Origin of the sequence: Amycolatopsis acididurans (assembly GCF_012328925.1) — a bacterium.
Lineage (GTDB): Bacteria > Actinomycetota > Actinomycetes > Mycobacteriales > Pseudonocardiaceae > Amycolatopsis_E > Amycolatopsis_E acididurans.
This window is the reverse complement of sequence record NZ_JAAXLS010000053.1, coordinates 1-19,144: the sequence shown is the minus strand read 5'-3', so window position 1 is coordinate 19,144 and position 19,144 is coordinate 1. Positions and strand designations below refer to the sequence as shown.

Below are 19,144 nucleotides of genomic sequence, written 5' to 3'. Positions count from 1 at the left end.
CGACTCCATGAATACCAGCACAAGGCGCGGATAACCGGTGTGAAACGGGCTTCCGCCGGCCTCGATCCGTTCCGCGGGCAGCCGCGGTCCCGGATCCGGCGGAAACCGGACATCTCGCCCGCGGTGGCGCCACGCCGGGCGTACTGTCCGCAATGGACACCGCAATGTGGACCGCTGAAGGGTGCGCACTCTCGAACCGTGGTCGCGTTCGCACGGGCAGTAGCGCACTCGTCCGGAAGCTTGAGCCCGGCGTCGTTCGGGGAGATCATGCGCTGGTGGCGTGGTTCCCGGCCGACCTCGAGTTCGCCTTCCAGCCGCTGTACAGCCTGCATACCGGTGAAGCTGTAGCGGTGGAAGCACTCGCTGTGCCGGGCGAAGTTGCGGTCGGCAAAATGCTTCTCGACGCGAGGGCCGCCGGGCGGCTCGCCGAGGCCGACGTCGAGCTGGCCGTACGCGCGGTGCTCGCCGAGGCACCGCACGCCACGCTGCTTCCGTTGCACATCAACGTGACGGCGGTCACGGTCGCCGCCGCCGACGCACTGGAACCGTTGCGGCACGCACTGTCCCAGGTGGCGCGCAGGCCGCGCGAGATCGTGCTGGAAATCGGTGCGCCGTTCGAGGACGTGACCGCCGATGCGCTGCTGTCGGGCATGCGCCGGTGCCGGGAACTGGGTTTCCGGCTCGCGTTCGACGGAATCGGCACGGCGAACCTGTCGTGGGCGACGCTCTCGCGGGCGCCGGTGGAGCTGGCCAAGATCGACCACGCGCTCGTCCGGCACGCCGCCGAGGATGTGTCCACAGTGGCCTTTCTCGAAGCGCTGGTCTCGTACGCGGCGCGGCGGGATCTGCGGCTCGTGGCCGGGGACGTCGAAACCGAAGGCGAACTGGCGGCGGTGCGGCGGCTGGGGATCCGGCTCGTGCAGGGCAGGCTGTTCACCGGCTCCCGGCCCGGCCGGGTCACGCTGCCCGGCACGGCATCCGGTGCCACGCCGTCGTTCGCGGTTCCGCGGATGCAGGACATGCTGCGCCCGGCCGTGACGCTGCCCGGCACCGCGACGTGCGAGCAGGTGCGGGTCGCCCTGACCCGGCCGCACATGCCGGGCGCGGTGGTGGGGCTCGACGACCGCGGCCGTCCGGAGTGGACGATCGAACGCGACGGGTTCCTGCTCGCGGTGACCGGGCCCTACGGCCACGCGCTGTACGCCTCCCGCCCGGCCGCGCGGCTGGCGGACAAACCTCGGACCGTGCCCGCGGATCTCGGCGCGCTGCAACTGCTCAGCACCGTGGCGCGCGGCGCGTACCCGCCCGGGGAGGACACTCTCGTCGTGGTCGACGATCTGGGGCGGTACCAGGGGCTGGTGCTGGTGCCCGAGGTCGTGCACGCGATGGCGACGGTCAAGATCGAACAGGCGGCCACCGTGAACCCGCTGACCAGGCTGCCGGGCACCGACGCGGTGGCCGGCGAGATCGAACGGCGGCTGGCCGACAGCGAGCCGTTCGCCGCGGCATGGCTCGACATCGACTCGTTCAAACAGGTCAACGACACCGCCGGGCTGGCCGTCGGCGACGACCTGATCCGCGCGCTCGGCCAGGCACTCGGGGAACTGGCGGGCGGCCTGCCGAAGCTGCGCGTCAGTCACGTCGGCGGGGACGACTTCCTGATCGTGTGCGGGGTCGACGAGCTCACCGCGCTCGCCGACCGCGTGCTCGAAGTGCCCTGGCGCGCCGGGACGACACCGGTGACCGTCTCGCTCGCGACCCTCATCTGCACCGCGGGTGCGGTCGGCTCCTACCGCGAGGCGGCGAAACTACTGGCACCACTGAAGAAACAGGCGAAATCCGTCCCGGGATCGAGCTGGGTCAACGGATGGGCCGGCACCGCGGAGGCGAAGGTGCTGCGCCACGGACAGCGGTGAACGCCTTCGCCGGCGAGCACGTGCCGGACCGAAGGCCTTTGTGCCCTGGCGGCGGTCCTCGGCAAGCCCCGACGCTGGCCCCATGACCGAAGCCCTGAACCGGATCAACCGGTGGATGTACCGCGGCGGGCGGCCCAACCCGCTGGCGCGCGCGGTCAACCGCCTCACCGCGTGGCAGTTCTCGCGAGGGGCGGGCCCGGACCGGCTGGTGACGCTGGAGGTGTCGGGACGGCGCACCGGACGCGCCGTCTCGTTCCCGCTGGTCGCCGCCGACCTCGACGGTGAGCGCTACCTCGTCGCGATGCTCGGCGAGGACACGAACTGGGTGCGCAACCTACGGGCCGCCGACGGCCGGGCGACGCTCGTGCACGGCGGCCGCGAGCCGGTGCGGCTCGTCGAGGTCGAACCGGCCGGGCGGGCCCCGGTCCTGCGCCGCTACCTCGCCGTCGCACCCGGCGGCCGCGCCCACATCCCGGTGGACCGCCACGCACCCCTGGCCGACTTCGAAGCGGTCGCCGCCCGGTACCCGGTGTTCCGCATCACGCCGGACGCACGGCCGGACTGACAATCGGTCCATCGTTTTTGGCGGAACCCCACAAACAGACGGCCCAAGGTCGTAGCGTGCCCGACGAAGCTTTACTCGCGGGTATGCGACAGGCTGGAGGCAGGACAGGCGACGATCCGCGGCCAGGAGAGTCGCCTCTTTTGTGTCGCCGGATTTTGTGAGGATCGGTCAGTGTTCAGTCGGGTTGCCATCGTCAACCGGGGAGAGGCCGCGATGCGGCTGATCCACGCCGTGGGAGAACTCAACGCGGAGGGCGGCGCGCGGATCCAGACCATCGCCCTCTACACCGACGCCGACGCCGGCGCCACCTTCGTGCGCGAGGCGGACTCCGCCTACTGCCTCGGGCCCGCGTCCGCCCGTCCCTACCTGGACATGGGCGTGCTCGAACGCGCGCTGCTCGACACGAAGGCCGACGCGGCCTGGGTCGGCTGGGGTTTCGTCGCCGAGGACCCGGCGTTCGCGGAACTGTGCGAAAAGCTGGGCGTCACCTTCGTCGGGCCGAGCCCGGAGGCGATGCGCAAGCTCGGCGACAAGATCGGTGCGAAGCTGATCGCCGAGGAGGTCGGCGTGCCCGTCGCGCCGTGGAGCCGCGGCCCGGTCGCCGATCTGGACGCCGCCCACGCCAAGGCGGCCGAGATCGGCTATCCGCTGATGCTCAAGGCGACCGCGGGCGGCGGCGGGCGCGGGATCCGCGTCGTCCGCTCCGACGAGGAACTGGCCGACGCGTTCGAGCGCACCAGCTCCGAGGCCGCGCGCGCCTTCGGCAGCGGCGTGGTGTTCCTGGAACGCCTCGTCACCGGCGCCCGGCACGTCGAGGTCCAGGTGATCTCCGACGGCGAGACCGCGTGGGCGCTGGGCGTGCGGGACTGTTCGGTGCAGCGGCGCAACCAGAAGATCATCGAGGAGTCCGCCTCCCCGGTGCTGGCGCCCGAGCAGGTGCGCGAGCTGAAAGCGTCGGCCGAGCGGCTCGCCGTCGCGGTCGGCTACCGCGGCGCCTGCACCGTCGAATTCCTCTACCACCCCGGCGAGAAGCTGTTCGCGTTCCTCGAGGTCAACACGCGGCTGCAGGTCGAGCACCCGATCACCGAGGCGACCACCGACGTGGACCTGGTCAAGGCCCAGCTGCACGTGGCGTCGGGCGGCAAGCTCGAAGGCGAGCCGCCCGCGGAGATAGGGCACGCCATCGAGGCGCGGCTCAACGCCGAGGACCCCGACCGCGACTTCGCGCCCGCGCCCGGCCACATCGCGCTGCTGGACCTGCCCGCGGGCCCGGGTATCCGGGTCGACACCGGGGTCAGCGAGGGCGACACCATCCCGGCCGACTTCGACTCGATGATCGCCAAGATCATCGCCTACGGCCGCACCCGCGACGAGGCGCTGGCCAGGCTGCGCCGCGCGATGCTCCAGACGACCGTGATCATCGAGGGCGGCACCACCAACAAGAGCTTCATCCTCGATCTGCTCGACCAGCCCGAGGTGATCAGCGGCGCCGCCGACACCGGCTGGATCGACCGGGTGCGCGCCGAGGGACGCCTCGTGTCCACCAAGTACTCGGGCGTCGCGCTGGCCGCGGCCGCGATCGAGGCCTACGAGGACGCCGAAGAGGTCGAGCGCCAGCGTCTGCTGTCCACCGCCCACGGCGGTCGCCCGCAGGTCCAGCACGAGGTGGGCCGCGCGATCGAACTGAAACTGCGCGGCACCGGCTACCGCGTCACGGTGGCCAGGATCGGCGGTTCGCGGTTCCGGGTCGCGGTGGCCGGCGGTGAGCAGGTGTTCCCGGTCGACGTCGACATCGAACGCTACGACGAGCACACCGGGCAGATCGTGGTGAACGGGCAGCGGCACCGCCTGGTCACCGGCACCCACGGCCCGATCCACCTGGTCGAGGTCGACGGCGTCACCCACCGGGTCAGCCGCGACGAGGGCGGTGTCGTGCGCTCGCCGGCGCCCGCGCTGGTCGTCGCCACGCCGTTGTCCGTCGGCGACGAGGTCGAGGCCGGGGCGCCGGTGCTCGTCCTGGAGAGCATGAAGATGGAGACGGTGCTGCGCGCGCCGTTCCGCGCCCGCCTCAAGGAACTCGTCGTCTCCGTCGGCAGCCAGGTCGGCACCGGCGCGCCGCTGCTGCGGCTGGAGCCGGTGGGCGACGCCGCCGCCGAAGCCGCGGCGCAGGACGACGGCGTGGACCTGGAACTGCCGCCGGAGCCGCAGGGCGTCTCGGCCGGGGACCGGGCCGCACGCGGGCTGGAGGACCTGCGCGGCATGTTCCTCGGCTACGACGTGGACCCGGCCGAGGAGGGCCGCACGCTGGCCGCCTACCTCACCGCCCGCGGCGAGCTGCCCGCGCGCCCGCTGGCGGCGGAGGTCGGGCTGCTGCAGGTGTTCGCCGACCTGTCCGAGCTGTCCCGCAACCGGCCCGCGGGGGAGGAGACCAAGGCCGACACGCGCGTGCACAGCCCCCGCGAGTATTTCCACACCTACCTGCAGAGCCTGGATGTCGAGCGCGCCGGGCTGTCGGAGACGTTCTCCACCCGGCTGGCCAAGGTGCTCGCGCACTACGGCGTCGACGGTTTCGACCGCACCCCCGCACTCGAAGAGGCCGTCTTCCGGATCTTCCTCGCGCAGGAACGGGCCTCGGCCGACGCCGCGGTCGCCACCACGCTGCTGCGCCGGTGGCTGGAGGAGCCGCCCCCGGCGGGCGAGCTGCGCGAGGTCGCGGGGCACGCGCTGGAACACCTGATCCTGGCCACCCAGCTGCGTTTCCCGGTCGTGTCGGACCTGGCCCGCAGCGTGGTGTTCCGCTGGTTCGCGCAGCCGCTGCTGCGCCGCACCCGCGCCGAGGTCTACACCAGGGTCCGCGCGCACCTGCGTCACCTCGACCAGCACCCGGACGCGCCGGACCGTGCCGAGCGCATCGCCGAGATGGTCGCGACCCCCGAGCCACTGGTGCGGCTGGTGGGCCAGCGCATCGGGCGGCCCGGCGTGGATCTGGGCCCGCTGCTGGAAGTGTTGTCCCGCCGCTACTACGCCAACCGCGGTTCCAACGACGCGCGCTGTTTCCCCGTAGGCGGGCGGATGTTCTTCACCGCGGGCTACGAGATCGACGGCACCGCGTTCCAGCTCGCCGCCACCGCCGCCGACATCGGCGAGCTGCCGGAGGCGCTGAGCGCGATCGCGGAGGCGGTCACCGGCTCCGATCTCGCCGCCGACATCTACCTCACCTGGCGCGACCAGCCCGACGCCGACGCGATGGCGCGGCAGCTGGGCGAGGTGCTCGCGTCGGTCGCGCTGCCGGAGCAGCTCAAGCGCGTGACCACCACGGTCGCGGGCAGCAGCGGTGCCGCGATGCACCACCACTTCACGTTCCGCCGCGAGGGTGCGGGATTCGCCGAGGACCGGCTGATCCGCGGGCTGCACCCGATGATCGCGCGGCGGCTGAACCTGGAGCGGCTCAGCGAGTTCGACCGCACCCGGCTGCCCTCGGCCGACGAGGATGTCTACCTGTTCCGTTGTGTCGCACCGAAGAACCCCGCGGACGAGCGGCTGGTCGCGATGGCACAGGTGCGCGACCTCACCCCGCTGCGGGATTCGGAGGGCCGCATGATCGCGCTGCCCGCCGTGGAGGGCGCGCTGGACGCGTGCCTCGACGCGATCCGCAAGGTGCAGGCGCAGCGCCCGGCGAAGAAACGGCTCGACACCAACCGGATCTTCATCTACGTGTGGCCGCCGAGCGAGCTGACCCAGGACGAGCTCAACGCGGTCGCGCAGCGCGTGGGCCCGACCACCGCGGGCGCGGGCCTGGAGGAGGTCGTGTTCCTCGGCCGCCAGCGTGACCGGCAGACCGGCGAACTGCACGACCTCGCGGTACGCATCTCCTACAGCGTGGGCAGCGGCGTGCGGGTCGAGCTGACCGACCCGCCGACCGAGCTGATCCAGCCGCTGGACGACTACGGGCAGAAGGTCATGCGGGCCCGCCGCCGGGCGACGGTCTACCCGTACGAGCTGACCGGGATACTCGCCGGCCCCGGCGGGCGCTTCACCGAGCACGACCTCGACGACAAGGGCGCGCTGGTGCCGGTCGACCGGCCGAAGGGGCTCAACAAAGCGTCCATTGTGGCCGGTGTGGTCACCACGCCGACCGCGCGTTATCCCGAGGGCGTCACGCGTGTCGCGCTGCTGGGCGACCCGACGCGGGCGCTGGGCGCGCTGGCCGAACCCGAATGCGCGCGGGTGATCGCCGCACTCGATCTGGCCGAGCGGATGGGCGTTCCGGTGGAGTGGTTCGCGTTGTCGGCGGGTGCCAAGATCGCCATGGACTCCGGCGTGGAGAACATGGACTGGATCGCGGCCGCGCTCAAGCGCATCGTCGAGTTCACGCAGGCGGGCGGCGAGATCAACGTCGTGGTCGCGGGCATCAACGTCGGCGCCCAGCCGTACTGGAACGCCGAGGCCACGATGCTCATGCACACCAAGGGAATCCTGGTGATGACGCCGGACTCGGCGATGGTGCTGACCGGCAAGCAGTCGCTGGACTTCTCCGGTGGCGTCTCGGCCGAGGACAACTTCGGAATCGGCGGCTACGACCGCGTGATGGGCCCCAACGGGCAGGCGCAGTACTGGGCGCCGGACCTCGGCGCGGCCCGCAACGTGCTGATGTCGCACTACGACCACAGCTACATCGCGCCGGGGGAGACCCGGCCGCGCCGCGCGGCCACCGGGGACCCGGTGGACCGGGACATCTCCGGCTATCCGCATGCCGTGGTGGGCACCGACTTCACGACGGTCGGCGAGATCTTCTCCCCGGAGACCAACCCGGACCGCAAGAAGCCGTTCGACATTCGCACGGTGATGCGCGCGCTGGCCGATCAGGATCACGCGATCCTGGAGCGCTGGGCGGGGATGGCCGACGCGGAGACCGCCGTCGTGCAGGACGTGCACCTCGGCGGGTATCCCGTGACGCTGCTCGGCATCGAGTCGCTGTCGGTACCACGGCGCGGTTTCCCGCCCACCGACGGTCCGGACACCTACACCGCGGGCACGCTGTTCCCGCGGTCGTCGAAGAAGGCGGCACGCGCGATCAACGCGGCGAGCGGGAACCGGCCGCTGGTGGTGCTGGCGAACCTGTCCGGGTTCGACGGCTCGCCGGAGTCGATGCGCAAACTGCAGCTGGAGTACGGCGCCGAGATCGGCAGGGCGATCGTCAACTTCCGCGGTCCCATCGTGTTCTGCGTCATCTCGCGGTACCACGGTGGCGCGTTCGTGGTGTTCTCCAAGGCGCTCAACCCGAACATGACGGTGCTCGCGGTCGACGGGTCGTTCGCGTCGGTGATCGGTGGCGCGCCCGCGGCGGCGGTCGTGTTCGCCGCCGACGTCAACGCGCGCACGGCGAAGGACGAGCGGGTCGCCGACATCGAGGCGCGGCTGGCCGAAGCCGAAGGCGGCGAGCGGGCCGAACTCGCGACGAAGCTCGCGGAGGTGCGGGCGTCGGTACGGGCCGAGAAGCTGGGCCAGGTCGCCGCCGAGTTCGACGGTGTGCACAGCATCCGGCGCGCGGTCGAGGTCGGTTCGGTCGACGCGATCATCGCCCCGGCGCAGCTGCGGCCGAAGATCATCGAGTCGATCCAGGCGGGGCTCGCGCGAGCCTGAACACGGGTGCGGTCCGGGCACTGACGGATGTCATGGCCCGGACCGGACATCCGGCATGCGTTCCGGCCGCTTCCGGCGGCCAAGCTGGGTTCGTCGAAGGAAACGGACCCGGACGGGGGAGCGCATGAACAGGGACGGGCTGCGGCAGGTACTCGTGGACGTCGGTGTGCCGCTGGCCGCCTACTACGTGTTGACCAAGGTTTTCGGCATGGGCGAGGTGGCGGCGCTCGCCCTCAGCAGTCTGGTGCCCGCGGCGAGCGCGGCCCGGGGCCTGATCCGGGACCGGAAGCCGCATCCGCTGGCGATCATGATGCTGGTCGCGAACGCCGCCGGCATCACGCTGGGCCTGCTCACCGACGATCCCCGGCTGATCCTGCTGAAGGAAAGCGCGGTCACCGCCACCATCGGCCTCACCGTGCTCGTCACCGCGGTGGCCGGGCGCCCGCTGCTCAGCGGCGTCGTGCGCTCGGCGCTGGCCAAGAACCATCCGGCCGTGCCGGCGGCGTGGACGCGCCTGCGTGAGACGTCCGCGCCGTTCCGCCGCGCCGAACTGGTCTTCTCCCTGGTGTGGGGCGCGCTGCTGTTCGCGGAATGCGCCGTGCGCGGGATCTGCGTGTTCACGCTGCCCGTCGACACGATGGTGTGGCTGGGCCCGGTGCTGATGATCGCGACGATCCTGATCGCGACCGCTCTCACCCGGCACATGGTGCTGCCCGCGATGATCGGCCGGCTCAGGCAGCTCACCCCGGTGAGCCAGGGTCGCTGACCACCAGGTCCAGGCGGTCCAGCCGGTCCGGGTCGGCGATGATGTCGATCTCCACGATCCGGCCGCCCGCGACGGTGAACCCGAGCACCGACACCGGTTTCCCGTCCTGGAAGGCCACCACTCCGGCCGCGCCGTTGACCAGTGCCCGGACCGACGCACTCACGTCGGCCGCCCGGTTGAACATGATCGCCGAGTTCGCGACCGGGCTCGCGCCCCGCAGCAGCCTCGAGCCGCCGGGCTGCTGGACACGCAGCACCACGTCGGGGTCCAGCACCGCGACGAGCGCGTCGAAGTCGCCGTCCCGCGCGGCGGCGAGGAACGCATCGACGGCCGTGCGCTGGCGCGCAAGGTCCGGGTCGGGCACCGGCGCCGAACCACGGACACGGCGCCGGGCCCGGCTCGCCAACTGCATCGCCGCGGCGGGCGTGCGGTCCACGATCGGGGCGATCTCCTCGAAGGGCACCGCGAACATGTCGTGCAGCACGAACGCGAGCCGCTCGGCCGGGTTCAGCGTCTCCAGCACCACCAGCAGCGCCAGTCCGACCGAGTCGGCCAGCAGCGCCTCGTGCTCCGGGTCGAGACCGTCCTCCTCGCTGATGATCGGGTCCGGCACCCGCTCGTCCAGCATGTCCTCGCGCTTGGCCTTGCGCGCGCGCAGCATGTCCAGGCACACGCGTCCCACCACCGTGGTCAGCCAGCCGCCCAGGTTCTCCACCGCGCCGGTGTCGCTGCGGCTGAGCTTCAGCCAGGCCTCCTGCACGGCGTCCTCGGCTTCGCTCAGCGAGCCGAGCATGCGGTAGGCCACCGCCCGCAGGTGCCCGCGGTGGGCCTCGAACCGCTCCGCGAGCCAGTCGTTGTCGTTCACATGTCCTCCCGGTCCGTCACCACAATGACGGATCGCGGCCGGAAAAGCTGACAGATTCCTCGCGGTGTCCGCGAACGGCGTGCCAGTCCGCCGTTTGGCCGCTTCCCTCGGTGCCGGTTGTGGAATAAGTTGTGATCCGCAACATAGGCTCGACGGAGAGCGTGGAGGGAATCTCGTTCCGTTACTGGGGCTGGCCGGGATTCCCTTTTTCGCTTTCGGTTCGCGTGCGTGGACACGCGAATCGCATCGCTGTCCGCATTTTCCCGCTGATGCGGCGTTTCTTTGTCATGCGCGTGTGCGATCAAGGAGGATCGTGTGAGAAAGAAAAGATGGATGGTGCTGGCCGTGCTGGCGCTGACCGCGAGTACGGTGCCGGCCACGCAGGCCGTCGCCGCGGCAACCCCGGCGTATCTCGACGCCGAACGTCCTGTGGCGCAACGGGTTTCGGATCTGCTGGGCCGGATGACGCTGGCCGAGAAGGTCGGCCAGATGACACAGGCCGAGCGCGGCGCGATCGATTCCGACCAGGGCCAGATCACCTCGCTGGCGCTCGGTTCGGTGCTGTCCGGTGGCGGTTCCACACCCGCCGAGAACACCCCGGCGGCCTGGGCCGATATGGTCGACTCATACCAGTCACACGCGCTCGCGACACGGCTGCACATTCCGCTGCTCTACGGCGTCGACTCCGTCCACGGGCACGGAAACCTCGTCGGGGCGACGATCTTCCCGCACAACATCGGCCTCGGCGCCACGCGTGATCCGCAACTGGTCGAGACCATCGAGCACATCACCGCCACCGAGACGCGTGCGACCGGTCCGCAGTGGGTGTTCGCGCCGTGCGTGTGCGTCGCGCGTGACGACCGCTGGGGCCGCACGTACGAGAGTTTCGGCGAGGATCCGGCGCTGGTGCAGCAGATGACCACCGCGATCGAGGGCTTCCAGGGCGACGGCGGCAAGGACCTGGCCGACAGCGATCGCGTGCTGGCCACGGCCAAGCACTACGCCGGAGACGGCGACACGACCTACGGCACGTCCACGAATGGCACCTACACCATCGACCAGGGCGTGACGATCACCGACTGGCAGCATTTCCAGCAGGTCGATCTCGCTCCGTACGTGACCGCGGTGAAACAACGCGACGTCGGCAGCATCATGCCCTCGTTCTCCAGCGTGCAGTGGACCGACCGGCCGGGCAGTGTGCCGGTGAAGATGAGCGCGAACAAGGAACTGCTGACGGACGTGCTGAAGCAGAAGATCGGCTTCGACGGTGTCCTGATCAGCGACTGGGAGGCCATCCACCAGCTGCCCGGCGACTACGCGACACAGGTCCGCACCGCCGTCAACGCGGGGATCGACATGTTCATGGAGCCCTACAGCGCCCCGCAGTTCGTGCAGACGCTGATCTCCGAGGTGCAGGCGGGCCGGGTGCCGATGGCGCGCATCGACGACGCGGTGAGCCGGATCCTGAAGGCGAAGTTCGAACTGGGGCTGTTCGAGCACCCCTACACCGACCGCTCGAACATCAAGACGATCGGCTCGGTGCAGCACCGTGCGGTGGCCCGGCAGGCGGTCGCGGAGTCGCAGGTGCTGCTCAAGAACCAGGGGGCGCTGCCGCTCAAGCCGTCGCAGAAGATCTACGTGGCCGGGGTCAACGCCAACGATCTGGGCAACCAGGCCGGCGGCTGGACAGTGACCTGGCAGGGGCAGTCCGGCAACACCAGCTTCCCCGGAACCACGATCCTGCAGGGGATCCAGCAGGCCGCGAAGAACGTCACCTACAGCGCGGACGCGTCGGCTCCGACGGCCGGCTCCGATGTCGGCGTCGTGGTGATCGGCGAGACCCCGTACGCGGAGGGCGTCGGTGACGTCGGCAACGGGCACACGCTCGACATCTCGCCCGCGGACCGGGCCAACATCGACAAGGTGTGCGGCGCGATCAAGCCGTGTGTCGTGCTCGATGTGGCCGGGCGCCCGCAAATCGTGACCGATGAACTGTCCAAGATGGACGCGTTCGTGATGTCCTGGCTGCCCGGCAGCGAGGGCGCGGGCGTGGCCGATGTGCTGTTCGGCAAGAAACCGTTCACCGGCAAGCTGTCGGTGAGCTGGCCGCGTTCCGAGGCGCAGGAGCCGATCAACATCGGCGACCGGAACTACGACCCCTTGTTCCCCTACGGCTACGGGCTCACCACGCGCCGGTGACCCGTGGGACGGTCCCGGTGCCCACGGCGGGTGCCGGGACCGTTCAGCGCGCCGCGACGTGCCGGCGCGAGCGGAACACCGCGCGGATGGTCGCCAGCACCGCGCTCTGGCTGGGCAGCCAGCGCTGGTACTCGTCGGGCGCGACGAGCCAGCGGGCGAGGTCGTCGGGGCGGCGGTCGTTGGGCAGCGGGATCGAGGTGCCCGCGGTGAGCACCTTGACGCCCTCGGGGAGGGGTTCGTCCAGTGCGGCCAGCGCGTCGGCCTCGACCAGCAGGATCACGACCATGCCCTGTTTGGTGGGCACGCTCAGGGCGGGGCCGGAGCAGCCCTGGCGCGCGACGTTTTCGATGACCGGCTCGGCCATGCCCTTGGGAATCGCGACCGCGCCGATGCCGGCGCCGATCGGCAGTGTCAGGCCACCGTTGTGCCAGCGCACCGGCCAGCCGAACACGCCACGATAGTCCAGGCGCTGGAGGCCCTCGGATACCACGGATGGATCGACGCTCATGGCGGTCATGGCTGTCCCCTTCGACGGCGCGGCACTTCGGCGTTGGTCACACTCTAATGGCACTCCGTGCCTTTAGCAAGAGCACCTGTTAGGTTCGTGTCATGTCCGAGGAGTCCCGGCGACCGCCACGACCGCGTGCAGGCCGCACGACGGCGGGGCGGCGGCAGTTGCGCCATTCCCTCACCGTGGCGGCGATCGACCTGTTCCTGGAGCAGGGATACGACGCGACGACGGTGGACGAGATCGCTTCGGCCGCCGGTGTGGGCAGGCGGACGTTCTTCCGGTACTTCCGGTCCAAGGACGATGCGATCTTTCCCAATCACGAGGAAGTGCTGGCCGGCATCGAGCGTCTGTTCGCGACGGCGGACGAGCGGCAGAACCCGGTCGAGGTGGCGTGTGCGGGCGTCGGGCTGGTGCTCGATTTCTATCTGTCGGACCCGGATGTGTCCGTGAAGCGGTATGCGCTGACGAGGACCGTGAGTTCCTTGCGGGACAGGGAAGTCGCGAGTGTCGACCGGTACCAGCGGGTGCTGGCGAGGTTCCTGCGTGAGCGGTTCGGTGCCGCGGGCGACCCGATGGCCGATCTGCGTGGTTCGGTGGCGGCGGCGGCCGTCGCGGCGGCGCACAACCACGTGCTGCGCCGGTGGCTGCGCAGCGGCGGCACGGATGACGCGCACGCGCACGCCAAGGACGCGTTCCAACTCGTCGTCGATGCTTTCCCGCCCTACCGGCCGGATTCCGGTGCGGAGGGTTCGGGTCCGGATTCGGGCGCGGCGGAGGAGGAGCAGACGGTCGTCGCGGTGATGCGCAGTTCGGCCTCCCTGTCGGAGGTCGTGCGCCAGCTCAGCGCCGCCTTCCGCGAGAGCTGACAGATGGCACGCCGTGCCGTTAGGGTGACGCAGGTTCCGCCCGGGTAAGTCGTCCCCCGGCTACGGCCGAAGGGCAGCCGGTCCCGAAGCAGGCAGACGACTTGGGGCAGGCGCACCCGAGACGGGTAGCCGCGAGACGGGCGGCGCCCGCTCCCCAACCCCACCCGGCACCGCACACGTGTGGGTGCTTCCCAGACTTTGACACTACTTTGACACTCTTTGTGCGGTTCGAGAATGATCATGCCCCATGATGATCAGTGGCACGCTGACCGTGCGGCTGTATGTCGACCTGCTCCTGCAGTCGAGCGCACTCTGTCGACGCCTTCGCCAGCGGTGAATCCCACCGTATAACCGGAACTTTCCCCGTTCCGGGGGAGAGCTGTGCCCATTTCCGGGTACGGAAACACGATGAAGAACAAATCGGAGTACGCATGCGCCTGAAATCGCCACGATGGCGAAAACCCCTGATAGGCGTCGCGGCCGCGGTGCTCGCGGCGGGGGCGGTGACCTACACCGGCTCCGAAACCAGCGCCTACGCCGATGTCCAGGTCGTCACCGACGCGAAAACCGCGTCCGACGGCAAGCAGTACTGGGTGCAGAACCACCTGGTGTCCAAGGACATCGACGCCCGCAGCGGGCAGCGCAAGGAGTGGCTGCTCGTGTGGGCGGGCGACGAGAACGTCGCCGACACCGCGGTCAAGGACGTCAAGAACCTGCCGGGCACCATCGGTGGCGGACTGAACAAAGTCAAGAACGCCCTGCCGGGGCCGGACTTCCTCGCCGTGATCGACGCGACGAAGGGCTCGCCCAGTTACGGCAAGGTGGTCAACACCGCGACCGTGGGCCCGCTGGTGGAAAACGAGCCGCATCACATGCAGTACGTGTGGAACAAGGGCGACACCATCTACGCGGGTGCGCTGTTCCTCGCGGCCACGTACGCGTTCGACGCGACCGCGCTGCCGGCGCTGAAGCTCAAGGGTGTCAGCCTGCCCACGCAGACGCTCGGCGGTTCGGTGCCGGACGCGTACTGGACGCTCAAGGACGGAACGTCCTACGGCACGTACATGGGCGGCCCGGTCGTGCCGGGACCGTACACCTACGCCAACGGGCAAACGGTGGTGAGCAACGGGTTCGCCGGAAGCCCCGGCGAACTGGTCCACTTCGGAAGGAACGGCGAGGTCCTTTCGCAGACGTCCGCGGCGACCCCGCAGGGCGACAACGCGAAGCTGTGTGACAACCTGCCCGCGCTGGGACAGCCGACCTGCGCCAACCCGCACGGCATCCAGGCACGCGAGGATCTCAACACGCTGGTCACCAGTGACTACGCCGAGCCGAGGAACATCATTCTCGACCCGGTGAAACAGCCGTCGCCGTATCTGCGGCGGCCCACGGTGCGCACCTGGGACATTTCCGATCGGGACAAGCCGAAACTCAAGGCGGTGTCCTGCCTGCCGACGGGGCCGCGGGCGAACGACTATGACCCGCTTTACCGCGAGGACAGCGCGGTCATGGAGACCACGGTGACCAACCTGCCCGGACACAAGGGAGCGTTCGCCGAGTCCATGCAGGGTGGTGCGGTGTTCTACACGCCGGACATCACGGCAGCCGAACCGCACTGGTACGAGGTGTTCGACGACGGTGCCGCCTTCAAGTCGATCTACGGCAACAACGACAGCATCGGAGCGAGCTCCAACGGCGGCTGGATCCAGACCAGTCCCGACGACCGTTTCCTCTACCGCGCCATCCAGGGGCGGCAGAAGGGCGCACTCGGAGCGGACGATCCCGGTACCACGGGCGGTGTCTACGTGCTGGACATCCAGAAGCTGGTCGCGGCGGGGCCGAACTGGGCCGGACCCGGTATCCAGACGAAGGAGCAGGCGCAGAACGGTGGAGGCGGCGTACTGCCGACCGTCGCCGGTGCCGCGCCGATCAACCCTGGCCAGCCGGGGGCGGGGCCGCACTGGGGCACCTACGACCATTTCGTGCAGGGTGCCGACGGCCTGTACTCCAGCACCGGCCAGCCGACCAGGCTCGCGGTGTCGGACTACTTCGTCGCACGGTCCGGTTTGGACGGTGACCACAAGGTCACGATGCTGAACCTCGGGCCGGACGGCAAAGTCACGGTGGACTCCGGCTTCAAGGACGAGTTCACCGGGCAGGTGGGGATCAACTTCAACCGCAAGTCGTGGCCGCACGGCGACTTCGGTAACGCCAAGCCCCACTCGGAACTGTTCGTCGTCGCGGACAGCGATCTGAAGTAACCACGGCGGGCAGCCGGATTTCGCCACGGCCAAGGCGGCAAAACCCGGCTGCCCGCCCCTGCCCTCGAGGATTTTGATGGATCACGGAACACACGCCACAACCGGTTCCGCCGGAATCGACGTCGCGGCGCTGCTCGTGCGGCTGATATTGCTGCTGGCCACCGCTTTCGTGGCAGGCGGCGGGCTTTTCGGCGGGCGCCCCAGGGCCTTGCCCGCCGCCGTCGCGGCGGCGCTCGCCGTGGCGTCCGCGTTCGTTTTCGACGTCAACCCGGTCGGCGCGGCCGCGCACGCGATGCTCGTGGTCGCGGTACCGGCCCTGTCGGTGTGGCGGCCGAACCTCGCGCGATGGGCCGCGGGGGCCTTGCTCGTGCTGGTCGTGGTGGAGACGTCGCTGGGCCGGTCCGGGCTCGAGTTCGCAGCCGACACGGTCTACATCAGTGCCGCGACCGCGTGGTTCGGTCTGGCTCAACTGAGGGAAAAGCCGTCGCGTTCCGGCTCGTTGACCCTGTCGCTCGGTTTGCTGCTCGCGCTGGCGGGCGCGGCGCAACTGCTGCTGTCCGGAGTCGCGTTCGATCGCCGCCTGTGGGAGAGCCTGTTCGGGCTTTCGCTGATCGCCGTGGTCGTGCTGCCGCTGGCCGTCCTGTTCGTGCGTGAACGCAAGGCCGCGGTTCTCGGTGTCGCCGTGGCTTTTCTCGCCTGGACAACCTTCGTCGCGCTGCCGGAACCCGACGAACCGCCGGTGCCCGGTATCTCGTTGCTACGTGACGTTTCGCTTGCGGGACAGCAGGTTCCGGTGCTGGTGAGCCCTCAGCGGCCGGGTCGGAACCTCGTGCACGTGCCCGTCGCGGGCCTCACGGTGGCCGGCGTTCCCGCCACGCAACGGCTCGGCGCCGACGGCTACTGGGCCGAGGTCGACCTGCCCGCCGGGCGCAGCGACATCACGCTCGCCGCCGACGGCGACGACACAAGTCTCGAAGTCGACACCGGTGACGGCCCTGGACTGGACGTCGATCCGGAGTGCGCCACCGCGGCCCTCGGCGGTCTGGTCGCGGGACGGCAGGAGGCGCTCACGAGCTGCCCGTCGGCGTCGCTGTCCGAAGAGGACGCTGGTTCCCTGACAAAGATGCTGGCATTTCTGGCCCGGCGGGGAGCCAAGGCCGTCACGCTCGTGTCGGACGATTCCCCGCGCGGCGCCGCGGCGGCGACCGTCGTGCGCGCGGCCGGGCTGCGGGTGACTTCCGAACCGTCGCCGGACGGAGCGCTCGTGGTGGTGTCGGGATGGGAGAAGGCATATCAGGCGCTGACCGGCCCGCTGCCGTCCTATCTGTACGGGGTTTATCTGGCGCCGTGGCTGTTGAACGGCCCGATCGTCAAGTCCGTGCCGTCGTCCACGATCCCGCTGCGCTTCGATCCACGCGAGCAGACGGCGGTGAGCTACGCGGTCGCACTGGGGGATTCCTTCGGCGGGGAAAGCCCCTCCGTCGCGGGGTTCCGCAACTGGCTGGGCGCGCAGCAGCCCGCCGGGAAGGTGCAGTTGTTCGCGTCCGCGCAGGTCAGCGTCATGCCCTACATGGATCACGACCACGCGGAGTCCGGCGGGCAGTGGGTGCCCGGCGGCACGGTCGTGCCGGTGAGTGTCCCGCTCGAATGACGAGCGGGGAAGTGAAGGGAGAGAAGAAGGTGCGCAGAGTGGTTTCGCGCGCGCTCGTCGCCGCCGCGGTCGGTGCGATGGCGCTGGGCGTGGGCGGCGGTGTCGCCAGTGCGGATGACGGAACCGCGATCTGGCTGCTGCCGGGCGTGGATGCGGGCGCCCTGCTGGGGCCGACGGTCGGGTTGCCGACGGCGCTGCTGGCGCCGGTCGACGGTGTGCTGACCTACCTGGCCGGCTGAGTTTCCCTGTGATGCGAAAGGTGAAGGACATGAAGAAGACGGTGGTGCGTGGCGTGGCGGCGGCTGGGCTGGCGACGCTGGCGCTGGCCGGTACCGCGGCCCCGGCGATGGCGGCCGAGGCTCCCGGCGGCGGCGTGGCCGTCGTGGACGAGCCGGACACCAGCAATCTCAACAACATCTACACGATCGCCCCGCTCGGCGTTCCGGTGCTGGGCCTGATCCGGTCGATCAACGCGGTGCCGGGCAAGATCCTGCCGAGCTTCGGTTCCTGAGACGGCAACAAGGAAGCCCCGCGCCGGTGAACTGCTCCCCGGAAGTTGGACTGAAAATTCAGTTCCAGCTTTCGGGGAGCGGTTGTATGGGTGCACGGAGTTCGTTGTCGGAGGCGCAGCGCGAGGCGGCTGTGGCGTTGTTTGAGCGTGGTTGGGGTGACAACGCGGCCGCGAGGTCGCTGGGCGTGGCGCGCTGGCCGGTGCGGAGGCTGTTTCAACGGTGGAAGCTGCGTGGCAGGCTTGCGCTGGTGAGTAAGCCGACCAAGCGGTCGTTCTCGTTCGAGTTCAAGCTCGACGCGGTGCGGCGCTTCCTAGGAGGCGAGGCAGCCACGGAGCTGGCCGCCGAGCTGGGTCTGTCCTCTCCCGCCTTGCTCAAGACGTGGGCTCGGACCTATCGGCGTGACGGGGAGGACGGACTGCGCCCGAAGCCGAAAGGCAGGCCACCGCGCGCATCAGATAGCACGCCTGGCCAGGTCAGTGAGCTGGAACGGCTGCGGCGCGAGAACGCCCGGCTCCAGGCGGAGGTCGCTTACCTGGGAAAACTGCGGGCCTTGAGGGAACACGGACAGCGGTGAAGGTCCACGCTGTCATCGCTCTCAAGGCTGCACACTCCCTGGACCACTTGCTGGCTGTCTCAGGGCTGGCCCGGTCGACGTTCTTTTATCACCAGGCCCGCGTGAACAGGCCTGATCCCCAGGCAGAGCTCAAAGAGGCGATCACCACGACCTTCGAGGTCAACAGGCGCCGCGGGCATCGCGTCGTGCACCGCGAACTGCGTAAAGCCGGGTGGCGGGTCGCGAAGAAGACCGTGCTCAAGCTGATGCGTGAACTGGATCTGGTCTGCCTGATCCGCCGCCGGCGGCGGCGCTATGTGTCCTATCAGGGCACGGTCGGCAAGATCGCCGACAACGTGTTGAACCGGGAGTTCACCGCCACCGCCCCGAACCAGAAATGGGTCACCGACGTCACCGAATTCTCCGTGGCCGATCGCAAGATCTACTTCTCGCCGATCATGGACCTGTTCGACCGACAGATCATCTCCTGGTCGGTCAGCACCTCACCCCACCTGGAACTGACCAACTCCTGCCTGCGGGACGCGCTGGCGACCTTGGAAGACGGCCAGGCGCCGCTGGTGCACTCCGACCAAGGCTTTCAATACCAGCACCAGTCCTGGCGACGCCTACTAGCAGACGCCGGTGCCACACAGTCGATGTCACGCAAGGCCAACTCCCTCTTAACCGGCTAATCGTTGTGTTGTTCCTGGGGGACTGTAAAACGAGCGGTGTAATTCCCGATCATGGAAGTGCACCTGATGACCGACATGATGTCCGGCGTGGAGAACGCTGAGGACTTGAACCCCGTGTCCGGGCTGGATGGCCTGGACGAGCAG

General features: G+C 69.7%; 14 protein-coding genes. 12 read left to right on the top strand and 2 right to left on the bottom strand.

Features of this window, described 5'->3' with window-relative positions:
* The first annotated feature begins 275 nt into the window (after positions 1-275).
* From HFP15_RS36190 to HFP15_RS36175, 4 genes are all read left to right on the top strand, one after another.
* A complete protein-coding gene (locus tag HFP15_RS36190; protein ID WP_312871919.1) occupies positions 276-1,916 on the top strand; it encodes an EAL domain-containing protein in 1,641 nt (546 codons plus the stop codon).
* Positions 1,917-1,998: 82 nt separating this feature from the next.
* The gene (locus HFP15_RS36185) at positions 1,999-2,481 is read left to right on the top strand and encodes a nitroreductase/quinone reductase family protein (RefSeq protein WP_246272359.1); all 483 of its coding nucleotides are present in this window, start codon (positions 1,999-2,001) and stop codon (positions 2,479-2,481) included.
* Between the two features lie 171 nt (positions 2,482-2,652).
* Positions 2,653-8,124: an ATP-binding protein gene (locus HFP15_RS36180; protein WP_168522000.1), complete on the top strand. Its 5,472-nt coding sequence runs from the start codon at positions 2,653-2,655 to the stop codon at positions 8,122-8,124.
* A 124-nt stretch (positions 8,125-8,248) separates the two neighbouring features.
* Positions 8,249-8,890 carry a VC0807 family protein gene (locus HFP15_RS36175; RefSeq protein ID WP_168521998.1) on the top strand — a complete coding sequence of 214 codons (642 nt, stop codon included), beginning with the start codon at positions 8,249-8,251 and terminating at the stop codon, positions 8,888-8,890.
* Here the strand turns inward: HFP15_RS36175 and HFP15_RS36170 are convergent.
* The gene (locus HFP15_RS36170) at positions 8,865-9,755 is read right to left on the bottom strand and encodes a sigma-70 family RNA polymerase sigma factor (RefSeq protein WP_168521996.1); all 891 of its coding nucleotides are present in this window, start codon (positions 9,753-9,755) and stop codon (positions 8,865-8,867) included. The two genes, HFP15_RS36175 and HFP15_RS36170, sit on opposite strands and share 26 nt — an antisense overlap.
* A gap of 333 nt (positions 9,756-10,088) precedes the next feature.
* Between HFP15_RS36170 and HFP15_RS36165 the strand changes: the two genes are divergently transcribed.
* Positions 10,089-11,954: a glycoside hydrolase family 3 protein gene (locus tag HFP15_RS36165; protein ID WP_168522046.1), complete on the top strand. Its 1,866-nt coding sequence runs from the start codon at positions 10,089-10,091 to the stop codon at positions 11,952-11,954.
* Between the two features lie 43 nt (positions 11,955-11,997).
* Here HFP15_RS36165 and HFP15_RS36160 read toward each other — a convergent pair whose 3' ends face one another.
* Positions 11,998-12,471 carry a hypothetical protein gene (locus tag HFP15_RS36160; RefSeq protein WP_246272358.1) on the bottom strand — a complete coding sequence of 158 codons (474 nt, stop codon included), beginning with the start codon at positions 12,469-12,471 and terminating at the stop codon, positions 11,998-12,000.
* 92 nt (positions 12,472-12,563) lie between these two features.
* Between HFP15_RS36160 and HFP15_RS36155 the strand changes: the two genes are divergently transcribed.
* From HFP15_RS36155 to HFP15_RS36125, 7 genes are all read left to right on the top strand, one after another.
* On the top strand, positions 12,564-13,331 hold the full coding sequence (locus HFP15_RS36155; protein ID WP_168521994.1) for a TetR family transcriptional regulator: 768 nt from the start codon (positions 12,564-12,566) through the stop codon (positions 13,329-13,331).
* Positions 13,332-13,762: 431 nt separating this feature from the next.
* Entirely contained in the window at positions 13,763-15,592 is a 1,830-nt protein-coding gene (locus tag HFP15_RS36150) for a hypothetical protein (RefSeq protein ID WP_168521992.1), read from the top strand.
* Between the two features lie 76 nt (positions 15,593-15,668).
* Positions 15,669-17,243: a hypothetical protein gene (locus tag HFP15_RS36145; RefSeq protein ID WP_168521990.1), complete on the top strand. Its 1,575-nt coding sequence runs from the start codon at positions 15,669-15,671 to the stop codon at positions 17,241-17,243.
* A 29-nt stretch (positions 17,244-17,272) separates the two neighbouring features.
* Entirely contained in the window at positions 17,273-17,482 is a 210-nt protein-coding gene (locus tag HFP15_RS36140; protein ID WP_168521982.1) for a hypothetical protein, read from the top strand.
* Between the two features lie 29 nt (positions 17,483-17,511).
* Positions 17,512-17,754 (top strand): hypothetical protein, encoded by a 243-nt coding sequence (locus tag HFP15_RS36135; RefSeq protein WP_168521988.1) that lies wholly within the window; start codon positions 17,512-17,514, stop codon positions 17,752-17,754.
* A 248-nt stretch (positions 17,755-18,002) separates the two neighbouring features.
* Positions 18,003-18,329, top strand: coding sequence for a helix-turn-helix domain-containing protein (locus HFP15_RS36130; RefSeq protein ID WP_168521986.1), 327 nt, complete (start codon positions 18,003-18,005; stop codon positions 18,327-18,329).
* Positions 18,326-19,000: an IS3 family transposase gene (locus HFP15_RS36125; protein ID WP_168521984.1), complete on the top strand. Its 675-nt coding sequence runs from the start codon at positions 18,326-18,328 to the stop codon at positions 18,998-19,000. The genes HFP15_RS36130 and HFP15_RS36125 overlap by 4 nt, the downstream gene beginning before the upstream one ends.
* The last annotated feature ends 144 nt before the right edge of the window (positions 19,001-19,144 follow it).